The sequence below is a fragment of the Streptomyces sp. NPDC058257 genome (assembly GCF_042881845.1).
GTDB lineage: Bacteria > Actinomycetota > Actinomycetes > Streptomycetales > Streptomycetaceae > Streptomyces.
Genome location: NZ_JBHVXJ010000005.1, coordinates 110,794 through 134,796, shown reverse-complemented (window position 1 = coordinate 134,796; position 24,003 = coordinate 110,794). Strand labels below are relative to the sequence as shown.

Genomic DNA, 24,003 nt, shown 5'->3' with positions numbered 1-24,003 from the left:
ACCCTCGGCAGCAGCCTCCCGGCGGGGGCGTCGTCTACAGGCCGACGTCCCTGCTGCGGAAGTCCTCCAGGGACTCGCGCCGCACCAGGAGCCGCGCGTGCCCGTCGGCCACGGCGACCACGGGAGGCCGCCCTACGAGGTTGCAGCCGGACGCCATCGAGAGGTGGTACGCGCCGGCCACCGGCACGCCCAGGATGTCTCCGGGCCGTACGTCGCCCGGCAGTTCGATGTCGGAGGCGAGCACGTCGCCCGCCTCGCAGTGCCGCCCTACGACGGTCGCGGGCGCGGACGCGACCGTGGAGTGCCTGCCGATGAGACGCGGCACGTACCGCACGCCGTACAGCGCGGGCCGCGGGTTGTCGCTCATTCCGCCGTCCACGGCGACGAAGGTGCGTCCGCCGGTCCGTTTGACGGCGAGCACGCGGTAGAGGGCGACTCCGGCGGGGCCCACGACGGCCCTTCCCGGTTCGATGAGCAGCTTGGGCACGGTGAGCCCGGCCGCCGCGCAGCTCTCGGTCAGTTCGGCGCGCACCTTGCGGGCGAGCGTGGTGATGTCGAGGGCTTGCTCGCCGGGGCGGTAGGCGATGCCGTGGCCGCCGCCGAGGTCGAGCTCGGGGAGGGTGACGCCGTGCTGGTCCTTTGTGCGGGCCATCAGGCCGACCAACCGGCGTACGGCGGCGAGGAACGGCTTGTCGGTGGTGATCTGCGAACCCAAGTGGCAGTGCAGGCCCGTGAGTTCCAGTCCTGGTTGGCCGATGATGCGGGCGATGGCGTGCTGCGCGGAGCCGTCGGTGATCGACAGGCCGAACTTCTGGTCGTCGGTCCCGGTGCGGATCTTGGCGTGACCGCCCGCCGCGATGCCCGGCACCACCCGGACCATGACCTTCTGACGGCTGCCCGGCGGCACGGCCGCGGCGAGCCGCGCGATCTCGGATGCGCTGTCGATGACGATGCGGCCGACGCCGAGCCGCAGCGCGGCCTCCAGGTCGTGCGGGCTCTTCGCGTTGCCGTGCAGCACGATGCGCTCGGCGGGGAAGCCCGTGGTCACGGCGAGCTCCAGCTCCCCCGCCGAACAGACGTCGAGGCCGAGCCCTTCCTCGGCGACCCAGTGGGCCATCGCCCGGCACAGGAACGCCTTCGCGGCGTAGTGCACTTCGGCGCCCGGGAAGGCGTGCAGGTAGGTGCGGCAGCGGGTTCGTACGTCGCCTTCGTCGATGAGGTAGGCCGGGGTGCCGAAGCGTTCGGCGATGTCGGTGAGCGGTACACCGCCGACGGCGAGGTCGCCATGGGCGAGACGCGCGGTGGACGCGGGCCAGACGGACAGGTCGTCGTCGGCGGTGGCGTCCGGGGTCAGGGGTTCGTGCAGGGTGGTCATGGGCAGGTTCTCTCTTCGCCTCGTCCTCGTCCTCTTACGGCTCCGCTTGTGGTGCCGCGTCCTCAGCCGGTCCAGGTGGTCAGGGCGCCGACCAGTGCGGCGGCCCCGGTGACACGCAGCGCGCCGACCGCCTGGGGGTCCCGTTCGCGCCAGGCGGCGGTGCGCCTCCTGGGCGCGCCGACGGGGTGCGCGGCGAGCCGCGGGTCGACGGTGACCTCGTGGACGCCGAGCGGCTCGGTGAGCGCACGGAGCGCCGGTTCCGAGAGCCTGATCCAGGCCTGGCGGTCGCCGAGCGCCGCACTGAGGCGCTGGGGGGTGGTGAAGGCGACGGCGGTACGGGCGCCGACGGGTGTGCGGAACAGGCGGGCGACGCTGCCCGCGGGTCCCGGCCGGACGGGGACGAAGAGCGGTCCGGCCGGGCCGGGTTCGAGGGGCTCGGGGTCCTCGCCGCACTGTTGCTCTGCCATGGGGTTCCTCCTTGAGGATCCTGTTCGGTGAACGGTGGCCCCCGGCCCGGACGGGAACCCGGGGGGCGCTCCTGACGCTATGCCCGGCGCCGGGTGCCACCTGCCCCTCCATGACGGGACGTTGACGGTGACGGGGCACGTGTTGACGAGGGCTTGACGAGGTCACGCCTCGTCCGTACGGCGGCCCGTCCGGACCCGCCCGTCAAGCCCCCGTAAAAGCGACCGCGCTCCGCGTCAGCGCCGCGTCAAGGTTCGGCGCGGCGGGAATCCCGCCCCTCCGGGATACCTAGCGTCTCCCCCATGGCCCGACGCATGACGCGCTGCGCACGGCGTACCTTCGGCACCCCCGCCGCTTCCCGCGCCCCCGGCATCATCCGTACGACGTATCTGTGGACGCACGACCGCACCTGGGCCGGTGACGCACGCTCCGCCGCGGCCTGCGGCGCACTGTTGTTCGGGCTGCTGCTCGCGCTCGACGCGGCCACCGGCAGGCTCGTCCCCTGGCGGGCGCTGCTCTGGCTGGGACTCGGCGTGCTGCTGTTCGCCGCGCTCACGCCACCGCGTGTGGCGGCGCACGACACGACCCTGGTCTCATGTGGCCCGATCCGTGTCCGGTCGGTGCGTCTTGATCGTCTCGTGGCGGTGCGCCGGTGCGACGGCATCGCACCGCGGCTCGCCCTGCGGGACGCGTCCGGCGGAGAGGTCGTCCTCGACCCCGAGGTACTCCTCGTCAATCCGCCGCTCTGGCGCCTCGTGGCCCAAGGGGCGCGCACATCTGCCGCCGACGGCTCGCTCCTGTGCGGGGCGACCGCGCTGCGCAGACTCGCGGAACGCATCGACCGCGACACGGCCGAGGGGGTCTTCAAGGCCTCTGGCCTGGAGTGATTCCGGGGCGGGCACGGCCAGGCCCGGACCCCGACCCGCCGTAGCCGCGCACTCGTTCGAGATCAAGAGCGTAAGGAAGAGGTCAAGGTCACAGCCCTATACGGCATCGAGTGCCAGGGGTTCCGCCCTAGCATCATGCCCATGACGGTCCTGCCTGACGACGGGCTTTCCCTGGCCGCCGAGTTCCCTGATGCGACCCATGAGCAGTGGCAGCGCCTGGTGGAAGGCGTGCTGCGCAAATCGGGTAAGGACGCATCGGGGCCGGCCGCGGAGGAAGCGCTGTCCACCGCGCTCGATGACGGGCTCATCACCCGCCCCCTGTACACCTCCCGAGACACCGCGCCTGACGCCGGTTTCCCGGGTTTCGCCCCCTATGTCAGGGGCGGCACCGCCGCGGGTGGTGCCGCGGCGGGGTGGGACGTACGGCAGCGGCACACGACCGCCGACCCCGCGGCCACGAATGAGACCGTGCTCGCGGACCTGGAGAACGGCGTCACCTCGCTGTGGCTCGGCGTCGGCCCCGGCGCCCTCCCGGTCTCCGGCATCGAGCGCGCCCTTGACGGCGTCTTTCTCGACCTGGCACCCCTCGCCCTGGACGCGGGCGGCGAAGTCGGTCCCGCGGCACGGGAGTTGTTCCGGCTCTACGAGGAGCGGGGCATCCCGAAGGACGCTCCTGGCGGCACCCTCGGCGCGGACCACCTCGGCCACGAGGCACGCACCGGCGAGCGGCTCGATCCCGCCGCCGCGATCGAACTGGCCCGGCTGTGCGGGCAGGAGTACCCCCACCTGCGCGCGCTGGCCGTCGACGCCCTGCCGTACCACGAGGCGGGCGGCTCCGCCGCGCAGGAGCTCGGCGCGTCCCTCGCCACGGCGGTCGCCTACCTCCGCGAGCTGACCGACGCCGGGCTCACGGTCGAAGCGGCCTGCGCCCAGCTGGAGTTCCGGTACGCGGCCACCGCCGACCAGTTCCTGACCATCGCCAAGCTGCGGGCGGCTCGGCGACTCTGGGCCCGCGTGGCCCAGGCCTGCGGCGCCCCGGACGCGGGGGCACAGCGCCAGCACGCCGTGACCTCGCCGGTGATGATGTCGCGCCGTGATCCGTGGGTGAACATGCTGCGGACGACGGTCGCCTGCCTCGGTGCGGGTGTCGGCGGCGCCGACTCCGTCACCGTCCTGCCCTTCGACCACTCGCTCGGCCTGCCGGACGCGTTCGCGCGCCGCATCGCCCGCAACACCTCGACGATCCTCCTTGAGGAGTCGCACCTCGCCCGCGTGATCGACCCGGCGGGCGGCTCCTGGTACGTGGAGCGGCTCACGGACGAACTCGCCCACGCGGGCTGGGAGTTCTTCCAGGAGATCGAGCGCGCGGGCGGCCAGGCGGCGGCTCTGCGGTCCGGCCTGATCGGTGACCGCCTCGCCGCCACCTGGGCGAAGCGCAGCGAGAAGCTGGCCAAGCGGCGCGAACCGATCACCGGTGTCAGCGAGTTCCCGAACCTGACGGAGCGTCCGGTCGAGCGCGTGGCCCCGCCCGCCGAGCCGTCGGGCGGCCTGCCGCGCGTCCGCCGCGACGAGGCGTACGAGAACCTGCGCTCGCGCTCGGACGCCCACCTCGCGTCGGCGGGCACCCGCCCCCGGGTGTTCCTCGCCGCGCTCGGCCCCGCCGCCGCGCACACCGCGCGGGCCTCCTTCGCCTCGAACCTCTTCCAGGCGGGCGGCATCGAGGCCGTCCACGACCCGGTGTCGGTGGACGCGACGAGCGCCGCCGACGCGTTCAAGGCGAGCGGCGCCACGGTGGCGTGCCTCTGCTCCAGCGACGCGCTCTACGAGGAGCAGGCCGCGCAGGTCGCCGAGGCGCTCAAGTCAGCGGGCGCGCGACGGGTGTTCCTCGCGGGACGGCCCGCGGAGCACGCCGATGTCGACGCGTACGTCTTCGCGGGCTGCGACGCCGTGGCCGTGCTCTCCTCCACCCTCGACCACATGGGAGTGGCGTAATGGCGATCCCCGACTTCTCCGGCGTCGGCCTGACGCCGGACGCCTCCTGCGAGGTCTCCGAGTCTCCCGCCGCCTCCAAGGACCAGTGGCGCAGCGCCGTCAAGGAGTCCACCGGCAAGGCCGACGACGACCTCCTGTGGGAGACCCCGGAGGGCATCGCGGTCAAACCGCTGTACACCGGCGCCGACCTCGAAGGCCTCGACTTCCTCCAGACGTATCCGGGCGTGGCGCCGTATCTGCGCGGCCCCTACCCCACGATGTACGTCAATCAGCCCTGGACGATCCGGCAGTACGCGGGGTTCTCGACCGCCGAGGAGTCCAACGCCTTCTACCGCCGCAACCTCGCGGCAGGGCAGAAGGGCCTCTCGGTCGCCTTCGACCTGCCGACCCACCGCGGCTACGACAGTGACCACCCGCGGGTGACCGGCGACGTCGGCATGGCGGGCGTCGCGATCGACTCGATCTACGACATGCGTCAGCTCTTCGACGGCATTCCGCTGGACAAGATGACGGTGTCGATGACGATGAACGGCGCCGTGCTCCCCGTACTCGCGCTGTACATCGTGGCCGCCGAGGAACAGGGCGTGGCGCCCGAGAAGCTGGCCGGGACCATCCAGAACGACATTCTCAAAGAGTTCATGGTCCGCAACACCTACATCTATCCGCCCAAACCCTCGATGCGGATCATCTCCGACATCTTCGCGTACACCTCGCAGAAGATGCCGCGCTACAACTCCATCTCGATCTCCGGCTATCACATCCAAGAGGCGGGCGCGACAGCGGACTTGGAGCTGGCGTACACCCTTGCCGACGGCGTGGAGTATCTGCGGGCCGGTCAGGAAGCGGGCCTGGACGTGGACGCGTTCGCGCCGCGGCTCTCCTTCTTCTGGGCGATCGGCATGAACTTCTTCATGGAGGTCGCCAAGCTCCGCGCGGCGCGCCTCCTCTGGGCGAAGCTGGTCAAGCAGTTCGACCCGAAGAACGCCAAGTCGCTCTCCCTGCGCACCCATTCGCAGACCTCGGGCTGGTCGCTCACCGCGCAGGACGTGTTCAACAACGTCACGCGTACGTGCGTCGAGGCGATGGCGGCGACACAGGGCCACACCCAGTCGCTGCACACGAACGCCCTCGACGAGGCGCTCGCCCTGCCCACCGACTTCTCCGCGCGCATCGCCCGCAACACCCAGCTGCTCATCCAGCAGGAGTCGGGCACGACGCGGTCGATCGACCCGTGGGGCGGCAGCGCGTACGTCGAGAAGCTGACGCACGACCTGGCGCGGCGCGCCTGGCAGCACATCGAGGAGGTCGAGGCGGCGGGCGGCATGGCCAAGGCCATCGACGCGGGCATCCCCAAGCTGCGCATCGAGGAAGCCGCGGCCCGCACCCAGGCCCGGATCGACTCTGGACGTCAACCCGTCATCGGCGTCAACAAATACCGCGTGGAGACCGACGAGCAGATCGACGTCCGTGCGGTCGACAACTCCTCCGTACGCACCCAGCAGATCGCCAAGCTGAAGCGCCTTCGCGAGGAGCGCGACGAGGCGGCCTGCCAGGACGCGCTGCGGGCGCTGACGGCGGCGGCCGAGCGGGACCCCGGTCCGGGGCTCGAAGGCAATCTCCTCGCGCTCGCGGTCGACGCCGCCCGCGCGAAGGCGACGGTCGGCGAGATCTCCGACGCCCTGGAGTCCTCCTACGGGCGGCACGCGGGGCAGATCCGTACGATCTCCGGTGTGTATCGCACCGAAGCAGGCTCGTCCCCGTCCGTGGAGCGCACCCGCACGCTCGTCGGGTCCTTCGAGGAGGCCGAGGGGCGCCGTCCGCGCATCCTGGTCGCCAAGATGGGCCAGGACGGCCACGACCGCGGACAGAAGGTCATCGCCACCGCATTCGCCGACCTCGGCTTCGACGTGGACGTCGGCCCGCTCTTCCAGACCCCGGCGGAGGTCGCACGCCAGGCGGTCGAGGCGGACGTGCACATCGTCGGCGTCTCCTCGCTCGCCGCCGGGCACCTCACCCTCGTACCGGCGCTGCGTGCGGAGCTCGCCGCCGAGGGCCGCGAGGACATCATGATCGTCGTGGGCGGCGTGATTCCGCCGCAGGACGTGCCCACCTTGCTGGAGATGGGCGCCGCTGCCGTCTTCCCGCCCGGCACCGTGATCCCCGACGCCGCGTACGACCTGGTGAAGCGGCTGGCGGCCGACCTCGGCCACGAGCTGTGAGCATGGCGGCGCCGAGGATCGACATCGACGCGTACGTCAAGGGCGTACTCGACGGGAAGCGTGCGCAGATCGCGCGCGCCATCACGCTCGTCGAGTCGACCCGGCCCCAACACCGCGCCCTTGCGCAGGAGTTGCTGACCCAGCTGCTTCCGCACAGCGGGCGGGCGCGGCGGATCGGCATCAGCGGGGTGCCCGGCGTGGGCAAGTCCACGTTCATCGACGCGCTCGGCACGATGCTGACCGGGCTCGGGCACCGGGTCGCGGTGCTCGCCGTCGACCCGTCGTCGACCCGGACGGGCGGCTCGATCCTCGGCGACAAGACGAGGATGGAACGCCTGGCGGTGGACCCGGCGGCGTTCGTGCGTCCGTCGCCGACCGCGGGGACGCTCGGCGGGGTCGCGAAGGCGACGCGTGAGTCGATCGTGGTGATGGAGGCGGCCGGCTACGACGTCGTGCTCGTGGAGACCGTGGGCGTGGGCCAGTCGGAGACGGCGGTCGCGAACATGGTCGACTCGTTCCTGCTGCTCAGTCTGGCCCGCACGGGCGACCAGCTCCAGGGCATCAAGAAGGGCGTCCTCGAACTGGCGGACGTCCTGGCCATCAACAAGGCGGACGGCCCGCACGAGCGTGACGCGCGCTCGGCGGCGCGTGAACTGGCGGGCGCCCTGCGCCTGATGCATCCCCCGTCCCTCGGCTCCGCCCGATCAGGGGAGACCCCGCTGGCGGACGCCGCGTGGACTCCCCCGGTGCTCACTTGCAGCGCGCGGGAGTCCAGTGGCCTCGACGAGGTCTGGGACCGGCTGGAACAGCACCGCTCGCTCCTCGACTCGACGGGCCGCCTCGCCGCCAAACGACGCGACCAGCAGGTCGACTGGACGTGGACGATGGTGCGCGACGAACTCCTCGACCGGCTGCGGGGCCACGAGGCGGTACGGGGTCTGGCGCCTGATCTTGAGCAGCGGGTGCGGGAGGGCACGTTGACGGCGACGTTGGCGGCCGAACGGATTCTGGGGGCGTTTCAGGGGGGTGACTAGCCCCTGCGGTGGGGATGTGGTGCCGGGTGACCGGGTCGGTGGGCGGGAACCATCCGCCGCGAGGCGGCGGTCTAGATTTGCCCCATGACCACAGCAGCCAACGACGAAGCCCCCGTCCTCCTGCACACCGAGGGCCGCGCGGGCCACATCACTCTCAACCGCCCGCGCGCCATCAACGCCCTCAACCACGCCATGGTCCGCTTGATGGACGACGCCCTGTGCGCATACGAGCGGGACGACGACATCGCCACGGTCGTCCTCACGGGCAAAGGTGCGCGCGGACTGTGCGCCGGGGGCGATATCCGGTCGATCCATGACGATGTGCGTGCGGGCGGCGGCCCGGCATCCGTAGCCTTCTGGCGTGACGAGTACCGGCTCAACGCCCGCATCGCCCGTTTCCCGAAGCCGTACGTCGCCGTCATGGACGGCATCGTGATGGGCGGCGGGGTCGGCGTCTCGGCGCACGGCGGCGTGCGGATCGTCACCGAGCGCTCCCGCATCGCCATGCCGGAGACCGGGATCGGCTTCGTGCCGGACGTCGGCGGTACGTATCTGCTGACGCGCACGCCCGGCGAACTGGGCACCCACCTGGCGCTCACCGGCTCGGCGGTCGGCGCGGGCGACGCGCTGCTGTGCGGCCTCGCCGACCACTACGTGCCCTCGGAACGGCTGCCGGAGTTCACCGCCGCCCTGGCCGACACCCCGGCGAGCGACGCGGTCGCGGAGTACGCCGCCACCGCGCCGGAGGGTGAACTCGCCGCCCACCGCGAGTGGATCGACGCCTGCTACGCCGCCGACACCGTGGAGGAGATCGTCGACCGGCTGTACGCCTTCGGCGACCGGGCCGCGAAGGAGACGGCCGAGACCATCATCGGCAAGTCGCCGACCTCCCTGAAGGTCACCCTCGCCTCCCTGCGCCGGGCCCGCGCCCTCGCCTCGCTGGAGCAGGTGCTCGACCAGGAGTACCGCGTATCGGCCACCGCGATCGGCGCACCTGACCTGGTCGAGGGCATTCGCGCCCAGGTGGTCGACAAGGACCGCGATCCGCACTGGTCCCCCGCCGAGCTCTCACGGGTGACCGATGCGGACGTGGCCCGCCACTTCGCGCCGCGCGACGGCGACGAACTCGGACTTGGAATCGCCCCCGAGGCGGACCCGCGATGCCCCTGATCCAGACACCCCGCCTCGTCCTGCGACGCTGGCGGGAAACGGACGTCGCCGCCATGACCCTCATCAACTCCGACCCCGAGGTGATGCGGTGGATCGGCGACGGCTCCGTCCATGGCGGGCAGAAGCAGACCCGGTCCACCATGCGGATGTGGGAGGAAGGGTGGGAGACAGATGGCTTCGGCCTCTTCGCGGTGGAGGTCCGCGCCACCGGTGAACTCGCCGGGTTCACCGGTCTCTCCGTGCCGCGCTATCTCCCCGAGGTGATGCCCGCGGTGGAGATCGGCTGGCGCCTCGGCCGCTCCTTCTGGGGGCAGGGTCTGGCCACCGAGGCGGCGCGTGCCGCCCTCGACTTCGGCCTCACCGAACGGGGTCTTGAGCGGATCGTCAGCATCGTCCAGGTGGGCAACGACGCCTCGGAACGCATCATGAACAAGCTCGGCATGCGTGTGGAGCGAGGCACGTTCGACCCCCACTGCGGGCGCGCCATCCGCGTCCACGCCTTCAACGCGCCCGCTACGGCGGATCTGTCGCCGTGACGACGGCGAGGAGCTGGAAGGGCAGCTCCCTGTCCGGCTGGGAGACCCCGAGAGCGATCCACCGCCCGTCGGCCCGCCACAGATGCAGGTCCGGCACCGAGGCACTCAGCGAGCCCCACGGCTCCGGTATGTCCTCACCCGAAACGCCCTCGCCCTCGTCCTCGCCTTCGCCTTCGCCTTCGCCTTCGGTCTCGCCGTCGTAACCGCCGCCCATGGACCGTTCGAAGAGGCTCGCCAGGCTGAATATCCGGGGCGGCCCCCAGCGCTCGGCGAGGAGGACCGTCAGGCCGTCGCGCTCGGCCTCGTACTGCTCCTCGGTCGCCTCCCACTCCGTGCCGTCGTCCTCCCAGAAGCCGTCGCTCGTCAGCAACTCGGCGATGTGATAGCCCGGACCGCCGAGGCCGCCGTGCGACCTGCCGTGCTCGGCGGGGAACTCCCGTGAGCGCAGCAGGTCGATCGCGGCGAGATGCTGTGCGGTACTCATGACATCCAGTAAAGCGGTCGCCACTGACAACTGTCCCGCCGTCAGGCCCCTGGCGTCACCATCCGGACACGCGCCTCACGCGTCGCGCCGCCGCACCGCCCACCAGCCCGCGAGCAGCGCCGCGGTCGCCCACGCCGCCATGACGGCAAGTCCGCTCCAGGGGCCGAGAGTTCCCGACGGATTCTCGTGGAGCACCAGTTGTCCCGCCCGGTCCGGCAGGAACTCCGCGGCACACCGCCCGCGACGTCCCCGACCACGAAGGACACGATGAGCGTGAAGGGGATGAGGATGCTCAGTACGGCGATACCGCTGCGCAGCACCATGGTCAGGCCCGCGGCGATCAGCGCCATGAGCGCGAGGTAGACACCGCCGCCGACGCACGCCCGCATGGCACCGTCATGGCCGAGGCCGATGGCGCAGTCCCCCATGAAGGCCTGACCGGCCAGGAAGCCCGCGAAGCTGGTGAGGATCCCCACGCCGAGCGCCAGGGCGCCCACCACCGCGACCTTGGCCCCGCAGAAGAGCCCTCTGCGCGGCACCGCGGAGAGCGAGATCCGCAGCGCGCCGTTCAGGTACTCGGACGACATCGCCGTCGTACCGAAGCCGATGGCGGCGATCTGGCCGAAGTTGAGGGCGTAGAAGGCCCGACCAGTCGCGGCGGCGGCGGCCCGCGCGGCATCCGGGAACGGGCCACCCTGCTCGGCGGCCGGGCCACCACGGGGCCGCGCGATGGCGAGTGGCAGGTCCACGTCGAGCTGCCCCTGGGGTGATCCCGGGGTGATCACCTGGGGTGATCTACGCTGACCCGATGCCGGTCACCGTCCTGCTCGTCGACGACGAACCCCTCGTACGCGCCGGTCTGCGCGCCGTCCTGGAGGCGCAGCCCGAAATCGAGGTGGTCGGCGAGGCCGCCGTCATTCCGCTCGCGCGCCAACCGCGGCCCGACGTGGTCGCCATGGACGTACGCATGCCCCTCCTCGACGGCATCGAGGCCACGCGCGCCGTCCCGCGCACCGTGCAGGACCCGCCGAAGATCGTCGTCGTGACGACCTTCGGGAACGACGAGTACGTGTACGAGGAGCTGCGCGCGGGTGCCGACGGTGTCCCTCGACCGGGCCGCGCTCACCGAGCGCGAGGCGGACGTACTGCGCCTCATGACGCGCGGTCTGTCGAACGCGGAGATCGCGGCAGAGCTGATCGTCGGCGCCGAGACCGTCAAATCCCATGTGAGTGCCGTGCTCGCGAGGCTGGGGGCCCGCGACCGGACGCAGGCGGTGATCGCCGCGTACGAATCCGGTTTCGTCGCTCCGGGATGAGCGCGGCCGATCGGCACTCTGCGTCACAGGAGGGCCCGGCACTCGCAGAGGTCGGCCGCTACGAGTACGATCCGCCCATCATGCGCACGAGCTGGGAGGACGGACGTTGGGGCGGCTGACCGGCGGGGATCCCTCTCTGCTGCGGCGGATCAACTCCGCTGTGGTGCTGCACGCTCTGCGTGGAGCGGACTTCGCGACACTCACCGAGGTCACCCGGGTGACCGGGCTCTCACGGCCGACCGTCGAGGGCGTGGTCGAGGGGCTCATCGATGCCGGACTCGTGGTGGAGACCGCCGCCGAGGAGGGCGCGGCAAGACGCCAGGGACGGCCCGCACGGAGGTTCCGCTTCCGGGCCGAGGCGGGTCATCTGCTCGGCCTGGAGATCGGCCCGCACCGGGTGGCGGCCGTCCTCTCGGACCTGGACGGCCGGGTGCTCGGCACGGCGGCCAAGGACGTGTCGGAGACGGCACCTGCCGACGAACGCATCGAGCGCCTTCGCACGGCGGTCGCCGATCTGCTGCGCCGTGGCGGGATCGCCCGCAGCTCACTGCGCGCGGTCGGTGTCGGCAGCCCCGGCATCGTGGAGGCGGACGGCACGGTCCGGCTCGGGACGGCGCTGCCGGAGTGGACGGGGCTGCCGCTCGGCGAGCGCCTGCGCAGGTCCTTCAAGTGCCCGGTCCTGGTGGAGAACGACGCGAACACGGCGGCCGTGGCCGAGCACTGGAAGGGCGCGGCGACCGACTCCGACGACGTGGTGATGGTCCTCGCCGGGCTCAGCCCGGGGGCCGGGGCGCTGATCGGCGGGCGGCTGCACCGTGGCTACGGCGGCGCCGCCGGGGAGATCGGCGCCCTGCATCTCCTTGGCCGTGACGTGACCCCCGAGACGCTCCTTTCGACCACGGACGAGCCGCTGCACCCGCTGGACGAGCAGGCGGTGGCGGCGGTGTTCGCCCATGCGCGCGAGGGCGACGAGCGGGCGCGACAGGCCGTCGAGCGGTTCATTCAGCGCCTGGTGCACGACGTGGCGGCGCTGGTCCTCGCCCTGGACCCCGAGCTGGTCGTCGTGGGCGGCTGGGCGGCCGGTCTGGACGGCGTACTGGAGCCGCTGCGCCGCGAGTTGGCGCGTTACTGCCTGCGGCCGCCCCGGGTGGCCCTGTCGATGCTCGGCGAGGCGGCCATCGCGACGGGCGCGCTGCGTCTTGCCCTCGACCATGTCGAGGAGCAGCTGTTCGCGGTGGAGGGAACGGTGACGGCCCGGCGCTGAGGCGCCGGGCCGGACTCGGATCGGGAAGCGGTTGCCGACCAGGAAGCGAGCGTCAGGAAGCCTGGCGCTCCGGGCCGTGGTGGATCTCGACGCCGCCCGCGTCACCGAACGTGAGGCGGCAGGTGTCCGCGCGATACGTCGCTACGGACACCGCGACGGTGCGCCCCTCGGCGAAGAAGCGGGTCGTCACGACGAGGACCGGGGCTCCGGGCAGCCGGTCGAGCGCCTTGGCGTCGTCAGCGCGGGCCGAGCCGAGTTCGACGGCGCGGTCCTGTCCTTCGAGGCCGAGCCGGTGCAGCTCGCGCAGCACGCCACGCGCGCGTGAGGCTCCGGACGGGGCGTCGATCGCGGAGAGTTCGGTGACGGCCGACATCGCCACGTACAGCAGCTCGGCGGCCACGGGCTGGCCGTGCGAGACGCGTGTGCGGCGCACCACGTGCACCTGCTCGTCGGGGCCGGCCGCCAGCATGCGGGCCACCTCGGCGGGCGGTTGCGCCGGTGCGCAGTCGACGGGCTGCCATGCGTCGCCGACCTCGCCGGGCCAGGTGCCCTGCGCGGATCCGACGGCCACGCCCATCCGCGGCGGGGCGACGGTCGTGCCGACCCCGCGGCGGCGCTGCAGCCTGCCTTCCAGCTCCAGCTGTTCGAGTGCCTGACGGAGCGTGGCACGGGCCACGCCGAAGCGGGCCGCGAGATCACGCTCGTTGGGCAGGATCTCGCCGACGGCGAACTCTGAATCGAGTGCCTCGCTGAGCACGGTCTTGAGGTGCCAGTACTTCGGCTCCGGTGCCGCTTCCAGCTGCGTGGTCCCCACCCTGTCCTCCGCAATCGCCGTGTGCCGGCGGCTTTTCAGCGCCTTGTTTATTAAAGGTCCTTGCACTATCTCTGCGACGATAGAGCGGCACCCAACCTTGGTCAAGACCAATCCTCGATCCGTTACAGCCCGCACAGGGACGATGCCACAGAGCATTCACGTGTTGTTGGCGTCGGTCCACGCGCGCGTAGCGAACAAGACAGAACCCCCGCCCTGGGTGGACGGGGGTCTGCCATCTGCGGTCCAGGAGGCGAACCCGACCAGCTTGTCCGGGTTGCGGATGATGTAGACGTCGCTGATCCGCCCGTCGACGACGGCCAGTTGGAAGAGGGAGTCCGGCTTGCCGTCGACCAGGACAAGGACGGAGTCGGCGCCGTTGATCTCCAGGAACCGGGCCCCGAGCTCCGCTCCCTCCGGTACGCCGCCACGGGCCGCGCCGACGAGGAAACGGCCCACCTTGTCCGCCGCCTCGATGACGCGCAGCGGCGCCTTGGCCTTGCCGCCGCTGTCGCCGACCAGGCGCACGTCCGGGGCGAGCAGGGACATCAGACCGTCCAGGTCACCGCTGGTGGCCGCGGCGAGGAACCGCTCGGTCAGGTCGCGGCGCTCACCCGGGTCCACCGCGTAGCGCGGCCTTCCCTCGCCGACGTGCTTGCGGGCCCGCGCGGCGAGCTGCCGCACGGCCGGTTCCCCGCGCTCCAGCGTGGCGGCGATGTCCGAGAACGGGAACCCGAAGGCTTCCCGCAGCACGAACACCGCGCGCTCCAGGGGTGAGAGGGACTCCAGGACGACCAGGACCGCGAAGGACACGGAGTCGGCGAGCACGGCCTGCTCGGCGGTGTCGGGTTCGGTCGGCCCGTAGTCGGTGACGAGTGGCTCGGGCAGCCACGGTCCTACGTAGGACTCGCGTCGTGACTGCACGTGGCGCAGCCGGTCGATGGCGAGGCGCGTGGTGACGCGCACCAAGTAGGCGCGCGGTTCGCGCACGCGCTCCTGGTCGGCCGCCGACCAGCGCAGCCAGGACTCCTGCACGACGTCCTCCGCGTCGGCCACCCGGCCGAGCATGCGGTAGGCCACGCCCATCAGGACGGTCCTGTGCTCTTCGAAGACGTCGGTCACGCAGTCGTTCGCCACTCCTCCATCCCAGCCGACGGATCACGCGCTGTCCAGGCAACGCAGGCGCGTCACGCCCCACAGCGGCCGGCACGCGGCCCTGTCCACCCTCTTGAACTGGAGGCTACTGAGCGGTAATTGTTGCTGACAAGGTGTCTAAGGTGTCTGAGGACCGTCGCCAGGCGGCGGGGACTGGAGCAGCAATGGCCGCAGAGGTGTCCTTCAGCGTCGAATCGCCCGGCGGTCCGCGATCGATGTCACTCGCGTACGAGCGCGCGGGCGAGGGGGAGCCGCTGCTCCTGCTTCACGGCATCGGCCACCACCGCCAGGCGTGGGACCCGGTGTTCGGCATCCTGGCCACCGAGTACGACGTGATAGCCGTGGACCTGCCGGGCTTCGGGGAGTCCCCCGCGCTCCCCGACGGGCTCGCCTACGACATCTCGACGGTGGTCTCCGTGCTCGGCGGGCTGTGCGAGGCCCTTGAGATCGAGCGTCCGCACGTGGCGGGCAACTCGCTGGGCGGTCTGCTCGCCCTGGAACTCGGCCGGGAGAAGCTCGTGCGCTCGGTCACCGCCCTGTCCCCGGCGGGCTTCTGGACGCCCGGGGAGCGGCGCTACGCGTTCAACACGCTGCTCGCGATGCGGCATGGGGCGCGACTCCTTCCGCTGCCGTTGATAGAGCGCCTCTCGCGGACCGCTGCCGGACGTGCGGCACTCACCAGCACCATCTACGCGCACCCCGGCCGCCGTTCACCCGAGGCCGTCGTCGCCGAGACGCTCGCGCTGCGCGACGCCAAGGGGTTCGAGCAGACCCTCGCCGCCGGGCGCGACGTGCTCTTCAGTGACGACGTGCCCGGACTCGCGGTCACCGTCGCGTGGGGCGCGCGCGACCGCATCCTGCTGCGCCGCCAGGGGATCCGCGCCAAGCACGCCGTCCCCGAGGCCCGTCTGGTGCGTCTTCCCGGCTGCGGGCACGTCCCGATGAACGACGATCCGGCGCTCGTCTCGCGCGTCGTCCTCGACACGTGCCACCGTGCGCCCGCCGCCTAGCACGCCGGAGCCCAGGGCCACCCCGGCACCGACGAGCGCACTGCCCACGGCCTGCGGGGCTCCGTAGGCGCCCGTCCCGACCAAGGGGGCGGTGAAGGCCGCCGCGACGGGAATGAGGCCGGAGAAGAGGGTGGCGCGCTCGGCGCCGATGCGCTGGATGCCCGAGTACCAGCAGACGAACCCGATGACGGTGACGATCGCCGCCTGCCACAGCAGGGCCGCCGCCTCGGTGGTGTCGGGCACCCGCAGCCAGTCCCCGCCGTCGGCCACCGCGCCGACGGCGGCGGACTCGACGGCGGCGATCCCGCACACCGTGGCGGAGAGCAGCTTCGGGCCGAGCGGCCGCAGCACGGGAACGGCGATGACCGCGAACCCGACCTCGCCCGCGAGCGCGCACACGGAGAAGAGGATGCCGATCGCGTCCGTACGGCCCCACCCCTGCACGGTGAAGGCCCCGGCGGCGACGATCAACGCCCCGTACATGACGAATCGCTGCGGCTGGCGCCCCTCGATCAGCGGCACGACGACCGCCACGACCACCGGGGCACATCCAACGAAGACACCCGGTACGGCAGGTTCCGCCGTACGTTCCGCGGCGAGGATCGCCAGGTTGAAGCCGACCATGCCGACGGCGGCGAGGACCCCGAGGCGCCCCCACTGGCGCCGTGTCAGGCGACGGAGCGGCGCCGTGCCGCCCCGCCCGAGCAGCGGCAGGAGCAGCAGGCAGGCCAGGCCGTAGCGCAGGAACTGGCCGCCCGCGTACGGGTAGTCGCCCAGCAGACTGTTGGCGGTGAAGGAGCCGCCGACGAGGAGGCAGGCAAGGGCGGCGAGCAGGGACCCGCGCGTGAGGTTCGCGTTCATGCCCCTGACGCTAGGAGGAGACGCGGACCGGTTTAGGGTCCACTTCCAGGGCTGGTTAGGGGACCACTTCTTCCCTTCTCAGGAGGCGCGTGCGGTGACATCCCAGGAGGCGCGTGCGGTGACATCAGGATCGGGGCACGCATCGGGGCACGCATCGGGGCACGGATCGGGGCACGGATCGGGGCACGGATCGGGGCGGACGCCCGGCACCGCCGCCTGGGAACTGCTGCTCCCCGCGGCGTCCGCCCCCGCCCGCAGCCGTGGCCGCGGCCTCAGGTCGGCGCTGCGCGACGCGGTCAGGTCAGGGCGCCTCGCGCCGGGGACGCGGCTGCCGTCGAGCCGTGCGCTCGCCGCCGATCTGGGTGTCTCGCGGGGGCTCGTCACGGAGGCGTACGAGCAGTTGACCGCCGAGGGCTATCTGCGCAGCGACCGGGGCGCGGGGACCTGGGTGGGCGGCGCGGCGCGGACGGCCGCACGAGGAACACACGACCTGGCGCCGCGTCCGGTGCACGCGCGCGTGGACTTCATCGCGGGAACGCCCGACCTCTCCCTGTTCCCGCGCGCCGCGTGGGCGGCGGCGCACCGCGGCGTCCTGGCCGAACTGCCCCACCATGTACTCGGCTACCCGGATCCGCGGGGCCTGCCCCGGCTGCGTACGGCCCTCGCCGAACTGCTCGTACGCCGCCGGGGCGTGGTCGCGGACCCGGAGGGCATCGTCGTCTGCTCCGGGGTGGCGCAGGCCATGGCGCTCGTCGGTTTCGTGCTCCGCGCGCGCGGGGTGCGTGCCGTCGGCGTCGAGGACCCCGGAAGCCCCCAGCACAGCGAGTTGTTCGCATCGGCCGATGTCGCCACCGTGCCGGTCCCCCTCGACGACGAGGGCGTCGTCACCGGCGTACTGAAGGATCGGGATCTGCGTGCGGTCGTCACCACGCCCGCCCATCAGTTCCCGCTGGGCATCGGCTACTCACCGCGAAGGCGCACCGAACTCCTCGACTGGGCACGGTCCGTGGACGGTCTGATCATCGAGGACGACTACGACGGTGACTTCCGGTACGACCGGGCACCGGTGGGCGCGCTGCAAGGACTCGACCCCGAACACGTCGCTTACACGGGATCGGTCAGCAAGTCGCTCGCTCCGGGCCTTCGCCTGGGCTGGCTGCTCGTGCCGGAGTCGATGACCGATGAGGTCGTCGCCCGCAAACGCATGATGGACCTGGGCAATCCGGCGCTGGATCAGGCGCTGCTCGCGCGCTTCGTCGAACGCGGGGACTACGACCGCCAGCTGCGCCGCTGCCAGCGCGCCTACCGTGAGCGCAGGGACGCGCTCGTCGCCGCGCTCGACGAGCACTTTCCCGGTACGGAGGTGACCGGGATCGCGGCCGGGCTGCACGTCATCGCGCGGCTGCCCGGTCGATGGGGGCCGCAGGATTCCTTCCTGCGGCGGGCATCGGCGGCCGGGGTGGCGGTCCGGCCGCTGAGCGACCACCGACTGAGCGACCACGGCCCGGCAGCCGGCCCGGGCGTGCGGCTGGTGCTCGGTTACGCCCATCTGACGCCCGCGAAGATCGCCGAGGGGGTGCGGCTCCTCGCCGGGGTGGCCGAGGAGGTTCAGGAGGTTCAGGAGGTTCAGGAGTTGGACCACGCGCGCGTGCAGAGCACCAGGCGGTAGCCGTCGGGGTCCTCGACGGTGACGCCCCACTCGTTCCAGTACGGGTTGGGCGACTGGACGCGGGTGCCGCCGTGCGCTTCGAGGCGGGCCACGAGGTCGTCGGGGACGGGCTCGTCGAGATAGATGACGAGCAGGTCCTCCTCCGTGGGCCGGGGCAGGACCGGCTTGTCCGCCTCGTGGACCAGTTCGAGGTGCCAGGAGGCGTCCGGCCATCCGGCCATGAGCAAGTCGTGCTCACCAGGAGCGCCGCCACCCCGCGACCGCCATACGACGTCCAGGCCGAGGCCCGTCACCCAGAAGCGCTCCGCCGCCGCGAGGTCGCGGGACGGGCGGGCGACGCGGATGTGGCTCTGCCCGTTGACAGGCATGGGGCTCCCCCTTGTGACGTCGTGACATGACATGACGCGGCGCGCTCGGCCGCGCGCCTCTGCCGCCGAGCCTAGGCAGCGGGCGATCTTCGCGCATCGGCCGTACGGCCTCGGGCGCGCGGCGAGGCCCTACGCCTGCGGACCTGCGTCCCGAGACGTACATCAGACGTACATCTCGGGGCTGGTGACCGGGCATCCAGGGACTGGTGACCGGGGATGCAGGGGCCGGTGACCGGGGATGCGGACGACATACCGTTCGCACACCGGTTCCCTTGAAGCCGTGGGCAGTTGTTCACTTGTGGTTTGTGTGTGCGCCGCCGCGCACCACTAGTTGTAGCCCTGCACACTGGTCTGACCTGTCACTGGAGGCGCATTCATGTCACACCCTCAGCCGAGCTCGTCCCCTCGCCGCCGCAGTGTGCTGCGCGGCTCGCTCGCCGTCCCGGCGGCGCTCGCCGTGCCGGCTCTCGCCGGGGCCGCTCCGGCGCTCGCCCGCTCGGGGCGCCCGCGGGCCGGGTGGGGCGTGCAGGCCGGTGACGTGACGGCGCACGCGGGCCTGGTGTGGGTGCGCTCCGACCGTCCGGCCCGCATGATCGTGGAGACGTCCGCCACGGAGTCGTTCCGCGACCCCACCCGCTGGAAAGGCCCGCTGCTCGGCCCGGACACCGACTTCACGGGGACGACACGGCTGCGCGGGCTGCCCGCGGGCGAGCAGATCCACTACCGCGTGCTCCTGGCCGACCCCGACGACCCCAGACGCGCGGGTGAACCGGTCACCGGTACGTTCCGTACGGCGCCGAAGGGGCGCAAGGAAGGCGTACGTTTCCTGTGGTCGGGCGATATCGCGGGCCAGGGGTGGGGCATCAACCCGGACCGCGGCGGTTGGCGGATCTTCGACGAGATGCGCCGCAGGGACCCGGACTTCTTCCTGTGCAGCGGCGACAACATCTACGCCGACGGGCCCATCCTGCCGAGCGTCACCCTGCCCGACGGCAGCGTGTGGCGGAACGTGACCACGGAGGAGAAGTCGAAGGTCGCCGAGACGCTCGCGGAGTTCCGCGGCGCCTTCCGCTACAACCTCCTCGACGAGAACCTGCGGCGCTTCAACGCGCAGGTGCCCTCCATCGTCCAGTGGGACGACCACGAGGTGAAGAACAACTGGTATCCGGGGCAGATCCTGACCGACGCCCGCTACACGGAGAAGAACGTGGACGTCCTCGCCGGGCGCTCCCTGCGGGCGTTCAGCGAGTACTTCCCGCTCTCCACGCTCCCGCCGGGCGACGAGGACGGGCGGGTGTACCGCGTCCTGCGGCACGGACCGCTCCTCGACGTGTTCGTCCTGGACATGCGCTCCTACCGCAACGCCAACTCCCCCGGCAAGCAGCCCGACGACGCCACCGGCATCCTGGGCGCCCGGCAGCTGAGCTGGCTCAAGCGCGAGCTGTCCCGTTCGCGTGCCACCTGGAAGGTCATCGCGTCCGACATGCCGCTCGGCCTCGTCGTACCCGACGGCTCGGCGAACTTCGAGGCCGTCGCGCAGGGTGATCCCGGCGCACCGCTCGGCCGCGAACTGCAGATCGCCGAACTGCTGCGGCACATCAAGCACCGCAAGGTCACCGGAACGGTGTGGCTGACCACCGACGTGCACTACACGTCCGCGCAGCACTACGACCCCTCGCGCGCGGCGTTCAAGGACTTCGCGCCGTTCTACGAGTTCATCTCGGGGCCACTGGCCGCCGGCGGCTTCCAGGCCCTCAAGCTCGACGGGACGTTCGGCCCCGAGCAGCGCTTCATCAAGGCGCCGAACCGCGCCAACACCTCACCGGCCGAGACTCCGCAGTACTTCGGAGAGGTCGACATCGACGGTGACAGCGGCGAGCTGACCGTGCGGCTGCGGCAGGAGGGCGGCGGAGTGCTGTTCACGCAGGTCCTGCAGCCGGGCCGGGTGGGACAGCAGTGATCCGGCCACCGAACGCTCAGCCAGCTGTCACGCCAGGATATCAAGAGTAGGCAAAGAGGATTTAAACGGGCAGAAGCGGTCTTAACTCGTCAGTCACAAAACGTTCGTGATCACGCAACACCCATCCTCCACAGTGGCTGTATGAGTGCTGACATGTCTGATGTGACGCGAACCAAACATGGCCGTCCCGTTCACCACTGGCGGCGGGATCTGGTGGAGCTCGCCGCCCTCTTCACGGCCGTGGCCGTGGCGGACGCGGTGGCGAACATGATCGGGCACGGCCCCGACGGGCCCGCCCTCCTGGTGATCTCGGCCGTGGCACTGCTCGCCACGGTCGGGTTCCACACATGGTGGGCACGCCGCCACAACCACGCACCGCCGGCGGTGGACGATACCGGCGCCCGGCCACTCGCCGCCGGGCAGCCGACCGGGCTCGACACCGGGCAGCGGACCGGCCCCATGACGGCCATGGAGCAGGCCGGGGCCACCGCCACAAAGTCTTCCGCGGGGGCGACGACGCTGTGGCGGATGCGCACCACGGTGCGGGACGAGCCGGGATCGCTCGCCGCCCTGTGCACGACGCTCGCCCACGGCAAGGTCGACATCCTGAGCCTCCAGGCGCACCCGCTGGCCGAAGGCACCGTCGACGAGTTCCTGCTGCGCGCCCCCGCCGATCTGCCCGCGGCCGAGATCACCCGCGGCGTCTCGCACGCGGGCGGCTCGGGCACCTGGATCGAGCGGGCCGACGCCCACGACCTGGTGGACGCCCCCACCCGCATCCTGGGCCTTGCCACCCGCACCGCCCTCGACGCCGCCGAACTTCCCCTCGCGCTGCGCCAGTTGCTGGGCCGCTGCACCATCCGGTCGCTGCCCGCGAAGACGCAGACCGCGTCCGGGCCCCTGGCGGACAAGCCCGTCGAGGGCGCGCTGGAAGGGACCGTGCTGCGACTGCAGGCGCCGGAGGGTGAGGTGATCACCGTGGAGCGGCCGTATCTGCCGTTCACGCCCACCGAGTTCGCCCGCGCGCGTGCCCTGGTCGAGCTCGACACCCGGCTCGGCCCGCGCATCCCGCACAGCAAGGACGTACTGACGCTCGCCGAGGGCAGCTCCATCACCGTGCGCCGGGCCGACACCACCGACGTGGACGCGGCCAAGGCCATGCACGAGCGCTGCTCACAGCGCACCCTGGGCATGCGCTACCACGGCCCGGTGCGGGACGCCGACCGGTATCTGGGCCACCTGCTCAGCCCGCGGTTCGGCCGGACCCTCGCGGTGCAGACCGCGTCCGGGCGCATCGTCGGCATCGGCCATCTGCTCTGGGACGGCGACGAGACCGAGATCGCGCTGCTCGTCGAGGACGACTGGCAGCGCCGCGGCATCGGCGGCGAACTCCTCGGCCGCCTGGTGACGATGGCGGTCGAGGCGGGCTGCGAGAGCGTGTACGCGGTGACGCAGGCGTCCAACACGGGCATGGTCGCGGCGATGCGCGGCCTGGGGCTCCCCCTCGATTACCAGATCGAGGAGGGCACGCTGGTCATCACCGCCCGCCTTGAAGCTACGCCGGTGAGCTCGCAACTGCCGTACGACCAGCCGCAGGGACGGGCCGAGCAGCACTGACGCGCGGCATTCCGGCTGCCCCGGTGCCGGGCGGCTGAGGGCCGAGGGCCCGGTCGAGGTCCTGCCACAGGTCCTCGACGTCCTCAAGCCCGGCCGAAAGACGCAGCAGGCTGTCGCTCACGCCGGACGAGCGCCGGTCCGCCGCGTCCACGACGCGGTGGCTGATGGACGCCGGATGCTGGATGAGGGTGTCCACGCTGCCGAGGCTGACCGCCGGGGTGATCAACCGCACCCCGGCGGTCACCGCGTGCGGATCACCCCTGACCTCGAAGGCGACCATCGCGCCGCCGAGCCGCGGATAGTGCACGCGGCGCACCCGCGGGTCGGCTTCCAGGCGCCGCGCCAGTTCCGCCGCGTTCGCGGAGGCCGCCCGTACGCGCACCGGCAGGGTGGAGAGACCCCGCAGGAGCAGATATCCGGCCAGCGGATGCAGCACCCCGCCGGTGGCGAAGCGGACCTGCCGCAGTTGCCGTGCGAACTCCTCGTCGCACGCGACGACTCCGCCGAGGACGTCCCCGTGCCCGCCCAGGTACTTGGTGGCGCTGTGCAGCACGAGCCGCGCCCCGCTCTCGACGGGCCGTTGCAGGACGGGCGTCGCGAAGGTGTTGTCGGCGAGGAGCGGCACCGTGCCGCAGGCGTGGGCCACCGCGCGCAGATCGAGTTCGGCGAGGGTCGGATTGGCGGGCGACTCGACGAGGACCAGGCCCGTGTCGGGGCGGATGGCGTCGGCGATCCCGGCCGGGTCGACCCAGGTGACCTCGGAGCCGAGCAGCCCCGCGGTCAGCAGGTGGTCGCTGCACCCGTACAGCGGGCGCACCGCCACGACATGGCGCAGACCGGCCGCTCCTCGTGCGAGAAGGACCGCGGTCAGCGCCGCCATGCCGCTCGCGAACGCGACCGCGCTCTCCGTTCCTTCGAGGCGGGCCAGGGCGGTCTCGAAACGGGCGACGGTCGGGTTCGCGAGGCGGGCGTAGACGGGCGGTCCGTCATCGAGGGCGCCGTCGGCGGCGAAGGCGTCGACGCGCGCGGCCTCGCCGCGGGTGTCGTAGGAGGGGTAGGTGGTGGACAGGTCGATCGGCGCGGCGTGCAGGCCTAGCCCGGCGAGGTCGTCACGTCCGGCGTGCACGGCTTCCGTGGCGAGGGCGCGCGGTACTGGGGTGGGGGCCGGGTGGCCGGATCCGGTGCGGCATTCCGTGTTCGTGTCCATGCCCGACAGCCTGAACAAAGGCCGGTGCCCGATGGTTGAACCCCGTGCTACGTTCGGCGGGTGGCCGAATCTGTCGTACTGGACCCGGTGGATCTCCGAATACTGCGGCTGCTGCAGAACGATGCCCGGATCACCTATCGCGATCTCGCGGCCCAGGTGGGCGTCGCCCCGTCCACCTGTCTGGACCGGATCACCCGGCTTCGCCGCTCCGGTGTGATTCTCGGGCACCAACTGCGGCTCGATCCGGCGAAGCTCGGGCGCGGGCTTGAAGCGCTGCTCTCCGTCCAGGTGCGGCCGCACCGGCGGGAGCTTGTCGGGCCGTTCGTGGACCGGATCAGGGCGCTGCCGGAGTCCCGGTCGGTGTTTCATCTGGCGGGGCCCGACGACTATCTGGTGCATGTGGCGGTGGCCGACACGGCGGACCTCCAGCGGCTCGTCCTCGACGAGTTCACGTCACGGCGCGAGGTGGCACGCGTGGAGACCCGGTTGATCTTCCAGCAGTGGGAGTGCGGACCGCTCCTGCCGCCGGGCCCGGGGGCCGATGACCAAGGGGAAAGCTCCGGCCAATCCTGATGACGCGGGTGTGTCCCGCATACGAGGATG

General features: G+C 71.9%; 19 protein-coding genes and 3 pseudogenes. 13 read left to right on the top strand and 9 right to left on the bottom strand.

Going from position 1 to position 24,003, the window contains the following annotated elements; translation table 11 throughout:
* Positions 1-34 precede the first annotated feature (34 nt).
* A complete protein-coding gene (gene lysA / locus ACFVXC_RS15445) occupies positions 35-1,375 on the bottom strand; it encodes a diaminopimelate decarboxylase (protein WP_389905527.1) in 1,341 nt (446 codons plus the stop codon).
* Between the two features lie 62 nt (positions 1,376-1,437).
* Positions 1,438-1,842 carry an SAV_915 family protein gene (locus tag ACFVXC_RS15440; RefSeq protein WP_389905525.1) on the bottom strand — a complete coding sequence of 135 codons (405 nt, stop codon included), beginning with the start codon at positions 1,840-1,842 and terminating at the stop codon, positions 1,438-1,440.
* 300 nt (positions 1,843-2,142) lie between these two features.
* Here ACFVXC_RS15440 and ACFVXC_RS15435 point away from each other — a divergent pair, with 300 nt between their 5' ends.
* From ACFVXC_RS15435 to ACFVXC_RS15410, 6 genes are all read left to right on the top strand, one after another.
* Positions 2,143-2,727: a hypothetical protein gene (locus ACFVXC_RS15435; protein WP_389905523.1), complete on the top strand. Its 585-nt coding sequence runs from the start codon at positions 2,143-2,145 to the stop codon at positions 2,725-2,727.
* 141 nt (positions 2,728-2,868) lie between these two features.
* Positions 2,869-4,719, top strand: coding sequence for a methylmalonyl-CoA mutase family protein (locus tag ACFVXC_RS15430; protein WP_389905521.1), 1,851 nt, complete (start codon positions 2,869-2,871; stop codon positions 4,717-4,719).
* On the top strand, positions 4,719-6,938 hold the full coding sequence (gene scpA, locus ACFVXC_RS15425) for a methylmalonyl-CoA mutase (protein ID WP_389905519.1): 2,220 nt from the start codon (positions 4,719-4,721) through the stop codon (positions 6,936-6,938). Before ACFVXC_RS15430 ends, scpA begins: the two co-directional genes overlap by 1 nt.
* A gap of 2 nt (positions 6,939-6,940) precedes the next feature.
* Entirely contained in the window at positions 6,941-7,972 is a 1,032-nt protein-coding gene (gene meaB / locus ACFVXC_RS15420) for a methylmalonyl Co-A mutase-associated GTPase MeaB (protein ID WP_389905517.1), read from the top strand.
* Positions 7,973-8,056: 84 nt separating this feature from the next.
* Positions 8,057-9,142 (top strand): enoyl-CoA hydratase/isomerase family protein, encoded by a 1,086-nt coding sequence (locus ACFVXC_RS15415; RefSeq protein WP_389905515.1) that lies wholly within the window; start codon positions 8,057-8,059, stop codon positions 9,140-9,142.
* On the top strand, positions 9,133-9,678 hold the full coding sequence (locus tag ACFVXC_RS15410; protein WP_389905513.1) for a GNAT family N-acetyltransferase: 546 nt from the start codon (positions 9,133-9,135) through the stop codon (positions 9,676-9,678). The genes ACFVXC_RS15415 and ACFVXC_RS15410 overlap by 10 nt, the downstream gene beginning before the upstream one ends.
* Here the strand turns inward: ACFVXC_RS15410 and ACFVXC_RS15405 are convergent.
* Both ACFVXC_RS15405 and ACFVXC_RS15400 read right to left on the bottom strand, forming a co-directional pair.
* Positions 9,656-10,162, bottom strand: coding sequence for a hypothetical protein (locus ACFVXC_RS15405; RefSeq protein WP_389905511.1), 507 nt, complete (start codon positions 10,160-10,162; stop codon positions 9,656-9,658). The two genes, ACFVXC_RS15410 and ACFVXC_RS15405, sit on opposite strands and share 23 nt — an antisense overlap.
* A gap of 75 nt (positions 10,163-10,237) precedes the next feature.
* Positions 10,238-10,806 (bottom strand): annotated as a pseudogene (locus ACFVXC_RS15400) (ABC transporter permease); the annotation flags it as partial.
* Positions 10,807-10,970: 164 nt separating this feature from the next.
* On the opposite strand from ACFVXC_RS15400, the pseudogene ACFVXC_RS15395 reads away from it, so the two are divergent.
* A pseudogene (locus ACFVXC_RS15395) lies at positions 10,971-11,478 on the top strand (response regulator transcription factor).
* A gap of 106 nt (positions 11,479-11,584) precedes the next feature.
* The gene (locus ACFVXC_RS15390) at positions 11,585-12,742 is read left to right on the top strand and encodes an ROK family transcriptional regulator (protein WP_389905509.1); all 1,158 of its coding nucleotides are present in this window, start codon (positions 11,585-11,587) and stop codon (positions 12,740-12,742) included.
* 52 nt (positions 12,743-12,794) lie between these two features.
* Here ACFVXC_RS15390 and ACFVXC_RS15385 read toward each other — a convergent pair whose 3' ends face one another.
* Together ACFVXC_RS15385 and sigJ are read right to left on the bottom strand one after the other, a co-directional pair.
* A complete protein-coding gene (locus ACFVXC_RS15385) occupies positions 12,795-13,556 on the bottom strand; it encodes a GntR family transcriptional regulator (protein ID WP_389905507.1) in 762 nt (253 codons plus the stop codon).
* A gap of 156 nt (positions 13,557-13,712) precedes the next feature.
* Complete coding sequence (sigJ, locus tag ACFVXC_RS15380) at positions 13,713-14,690, bottom strand: RNA polymerase sigma factor SigJ (protein ID WP_389905505.1); 978 nt, start codon at positions 14,688-14,690, stop codon at positions 13,713-13,715.
* A 182-nt stretch (positions 14,691-14,872) separates the two neighbouring features.
* Between sigJ and ACFVXC_RS15375 the strand changes: the two genes are divergently transcribed.
* Positions 14,873-15,718 carry an alpha/beta fold hydrolase gene (locus ACFVXC_RS15375; protein ID WP_389905942.1) on the top strand — a complete coding sequence of 282 codons (846 nt, stop codon included), beginning with the start codon at positions 14,873-14,875 and terminating at the stop codon, positions 15,716-15,718.
* 72 nt (positions 15,719-15,790) lie between these two features.
* Here the strand turns inward: ACFVXC_RS15375 and ACFVXC_RS15370 are convergent.
* Positions 15,791-16,579 (bottom strand): annotated as a pseudogene (locus ACFVXC_RS15370) (DMT family transporter); the annotation flags it as partial.
* A 223-nt stretch (positions 16,580-16,802) separates the two neighbouring features.
* Between ACFVXC_RS15370 and ACFVXC_RS15365 the strand changes: the two are divergent.
* Entirely contained in the window at positions 16,803-18,248 is a 1,446-nt protein-coding gene (locus ACFVXC_RS15365; RefSeq protein WP_389905941.1) for a PLP-dependent aminotransferase family protein, read from the top strand.
* Here the strand turns inward: ACFVXC_RS15365 and ACFVXC_RS15360 are convergent.
* Positions 18,206-18,616 carry a VOC family protein gene (locus ACFVXC_RS15360; RefSeq protein ID WP_389905503.1) on the bottom strand — a complete coding sequence of 137 codons (411 nt, stop codon included), beginning with the start codon at positions 18,614-18,616 and terminating at the stop codon, positions 18,206-18,208. The two genes, ACFVXC_RS15365 and ACFVXC_RS15360, sit on opposite strands and share 43 nt — an antisense overlap.
* Positions 18,617-18,992: 376 nt before the next feature.
* Between ACFVXC_RS15360 and ACFVXC_RS15355 the strand changes: the two genes are divergently transcribed.
* Together ACFVXC_RS15355 and ACFVXC_RS15350 are read left to right on the top strand one after the other, a co-directional pair.
* Positions 18,993-20,576: an alkaline phosphatase D family protein gene (locus ACFVXC_RS15355; protein ID WP_389905501.1), complete on the top strand. Its 1,584-nt coding sequence runs from the start codon at positions 18,993-18,995 to the stop codon at positions 20,574-20,576.
* A gap of 153 nt (positions 20,577-20,729) precedes the next feature.
* Positions 20,730-22,193, top strand: coding sequence for a GNAT family N-acetyltransferase (locus ACFVXC_RS15350; protein WP_389905499.1), 1,464 nt, complete (start codon positions 20,730-20,732; stop codon positions 22,191-22,193).
* Here the strand turns inward: ACFVXC_RS15350 and ACFVXC_RS15345 are convergent.
* Positions 22,132-23,400 (bottom strand): trans-sulfuration enzyme family protein, encoded by a 1,269-nt coding sequence (locus ACFVXC_RS15345; RefSeq protein ID WP_389905497.1) that lies wholly within the window; start codon positions 23,398-23,400, stop codon positions 22,132-22,134. The two genes, ACFVXC_RS15350 and ACFVXC_RS15345, sit on opposite strands and share 62 nt — an antisense overlap.
* Positions 23,401-23,460: 60 nt before the next feature.
* Here ACFVXC_RS15345 and ACFVXC_RS15340 point away from each other — a divergent pair, with 60 nt between their 5' ends.
* Complete coding sequence (locus ACFVXC_RS15340) at positions 23,461-23,973, top strand: Lrp/AsnC family transcriptional regulator (RefSeq protein ID WP_389905495.1); 513 nt, start codon at positions 23,461-23,463, stop codon at positions 23,971-23,973.
* Positions 23,974-24,003 lie beyond the last annotated feature (30 nt).

What these genes read in the sequence shown, in the direction of transcription:
- ACFVXC_RS15375 (WP_389905942.1), top strand. Translation starts at nt 14,873, where the DNA reads ATGGCCGCAGAGGTGTCCTTCAGCGTCGAATCGCCCGGCGGTCCGCGA.
- scpA (WP_389905519.1), top strand. Translation starts at nt 4,719, where the DNA reads ATGGCGATCCCCGACTTCTCCGGCGTCGGCCTGACGCCGGACGCCTCC.
- ACFVXC_RS15435 (WP_389905523.1), top strand. Translation starts at nt 2,143, where the DNA reads ATGGCCCGACGCATGACGCGCTGCGCACGGCGTACCTTCGGCACCCCC.
- ACFVXC_RS15350 (WP_389905499.1), top strand. Translation starts at nt 20,730, where the DNA reads ATGTCTGATGTGACGCGAACCAAACATGGCCGTCCCGTTCACCACTGG.
- ACFVXC_RS15345 (WP_389905497.1), bottom strand. Translation starts at nt 23,400, where the DNA reads ATGGACACGAACACGGAATGCCGCACCGGATCCGGCCACCCGGCCCCC.
- ACFVXC_RS15410 (WP_389905513.1), top strand. Translation starts at nt 9,133, where the DNA reads ATGCCCCTGATCCAGACACCCCGCCTCGTCCTGCGACGCTGGCGGGAA.
- ACFVXC_RS15440 (WP_389905525.1), bottom strand. Translation starts at nt 1,842, where the DNA reads ATGGCAGAGCAACAGTGCGGCGAGGACCCCGAGCCCCTCGAACCCGGC.
- ACFVXC_RS15430 (WP_389905521.1), top strand. Translation starts at nt 2,869, where the DNA reads ATGACGGTCCTGCCTGACGACGGGCTTTCCCTGGCCGCCGAGTTCCCT.
- ACFVXC_RS15360 (WP_389905503.1), bottom strand. Translation starts at nt 18,616, where the DNA reads ATGCCTGTCAACGGGCAGAGCCACATCCGCGTCGCCCGCCCGTCCCGC.
- ACFVXC_RS15415 (WP_389905515.1), top strand. Translation starts at nt 8,057, where the DNA reads ATGACCACAGCAGCCAACGACGAAGCCCCCGTCCTCCTGCACACCGAG.
- lysA (WP_389905527.1), bottom strand. Translation starts at nt 1,375, where the DNA reads ATGACCACCCTGCACGAACCCCTGACCCCGGACGCCACCGCCGACGAC.
- ACFVXC_RS15405 (WP_389905511.1), bottom strand. Translation starts at nt 10,162, where the DNA reads ATGAGTACCGCACAGCATCTCGCCGCGATCGACCTGCTGCGCTCACGG.
- meaB (WP_389905517.1), top strand. Translation starts at nt 6,941, where the DNA reads ATGGCGGCGCCGAGGATCGACATCGACGCGTACGTCAAGGGCGTACTC.
- ACFVXC_RS15355 (WP_389905501.1), top strand. Translation starts at nt 18,993, where the DNA reads ATGTCACACCCTCAGCCGAGCTCGTCCCCTCGCCGCCGCAGTGTGCTG.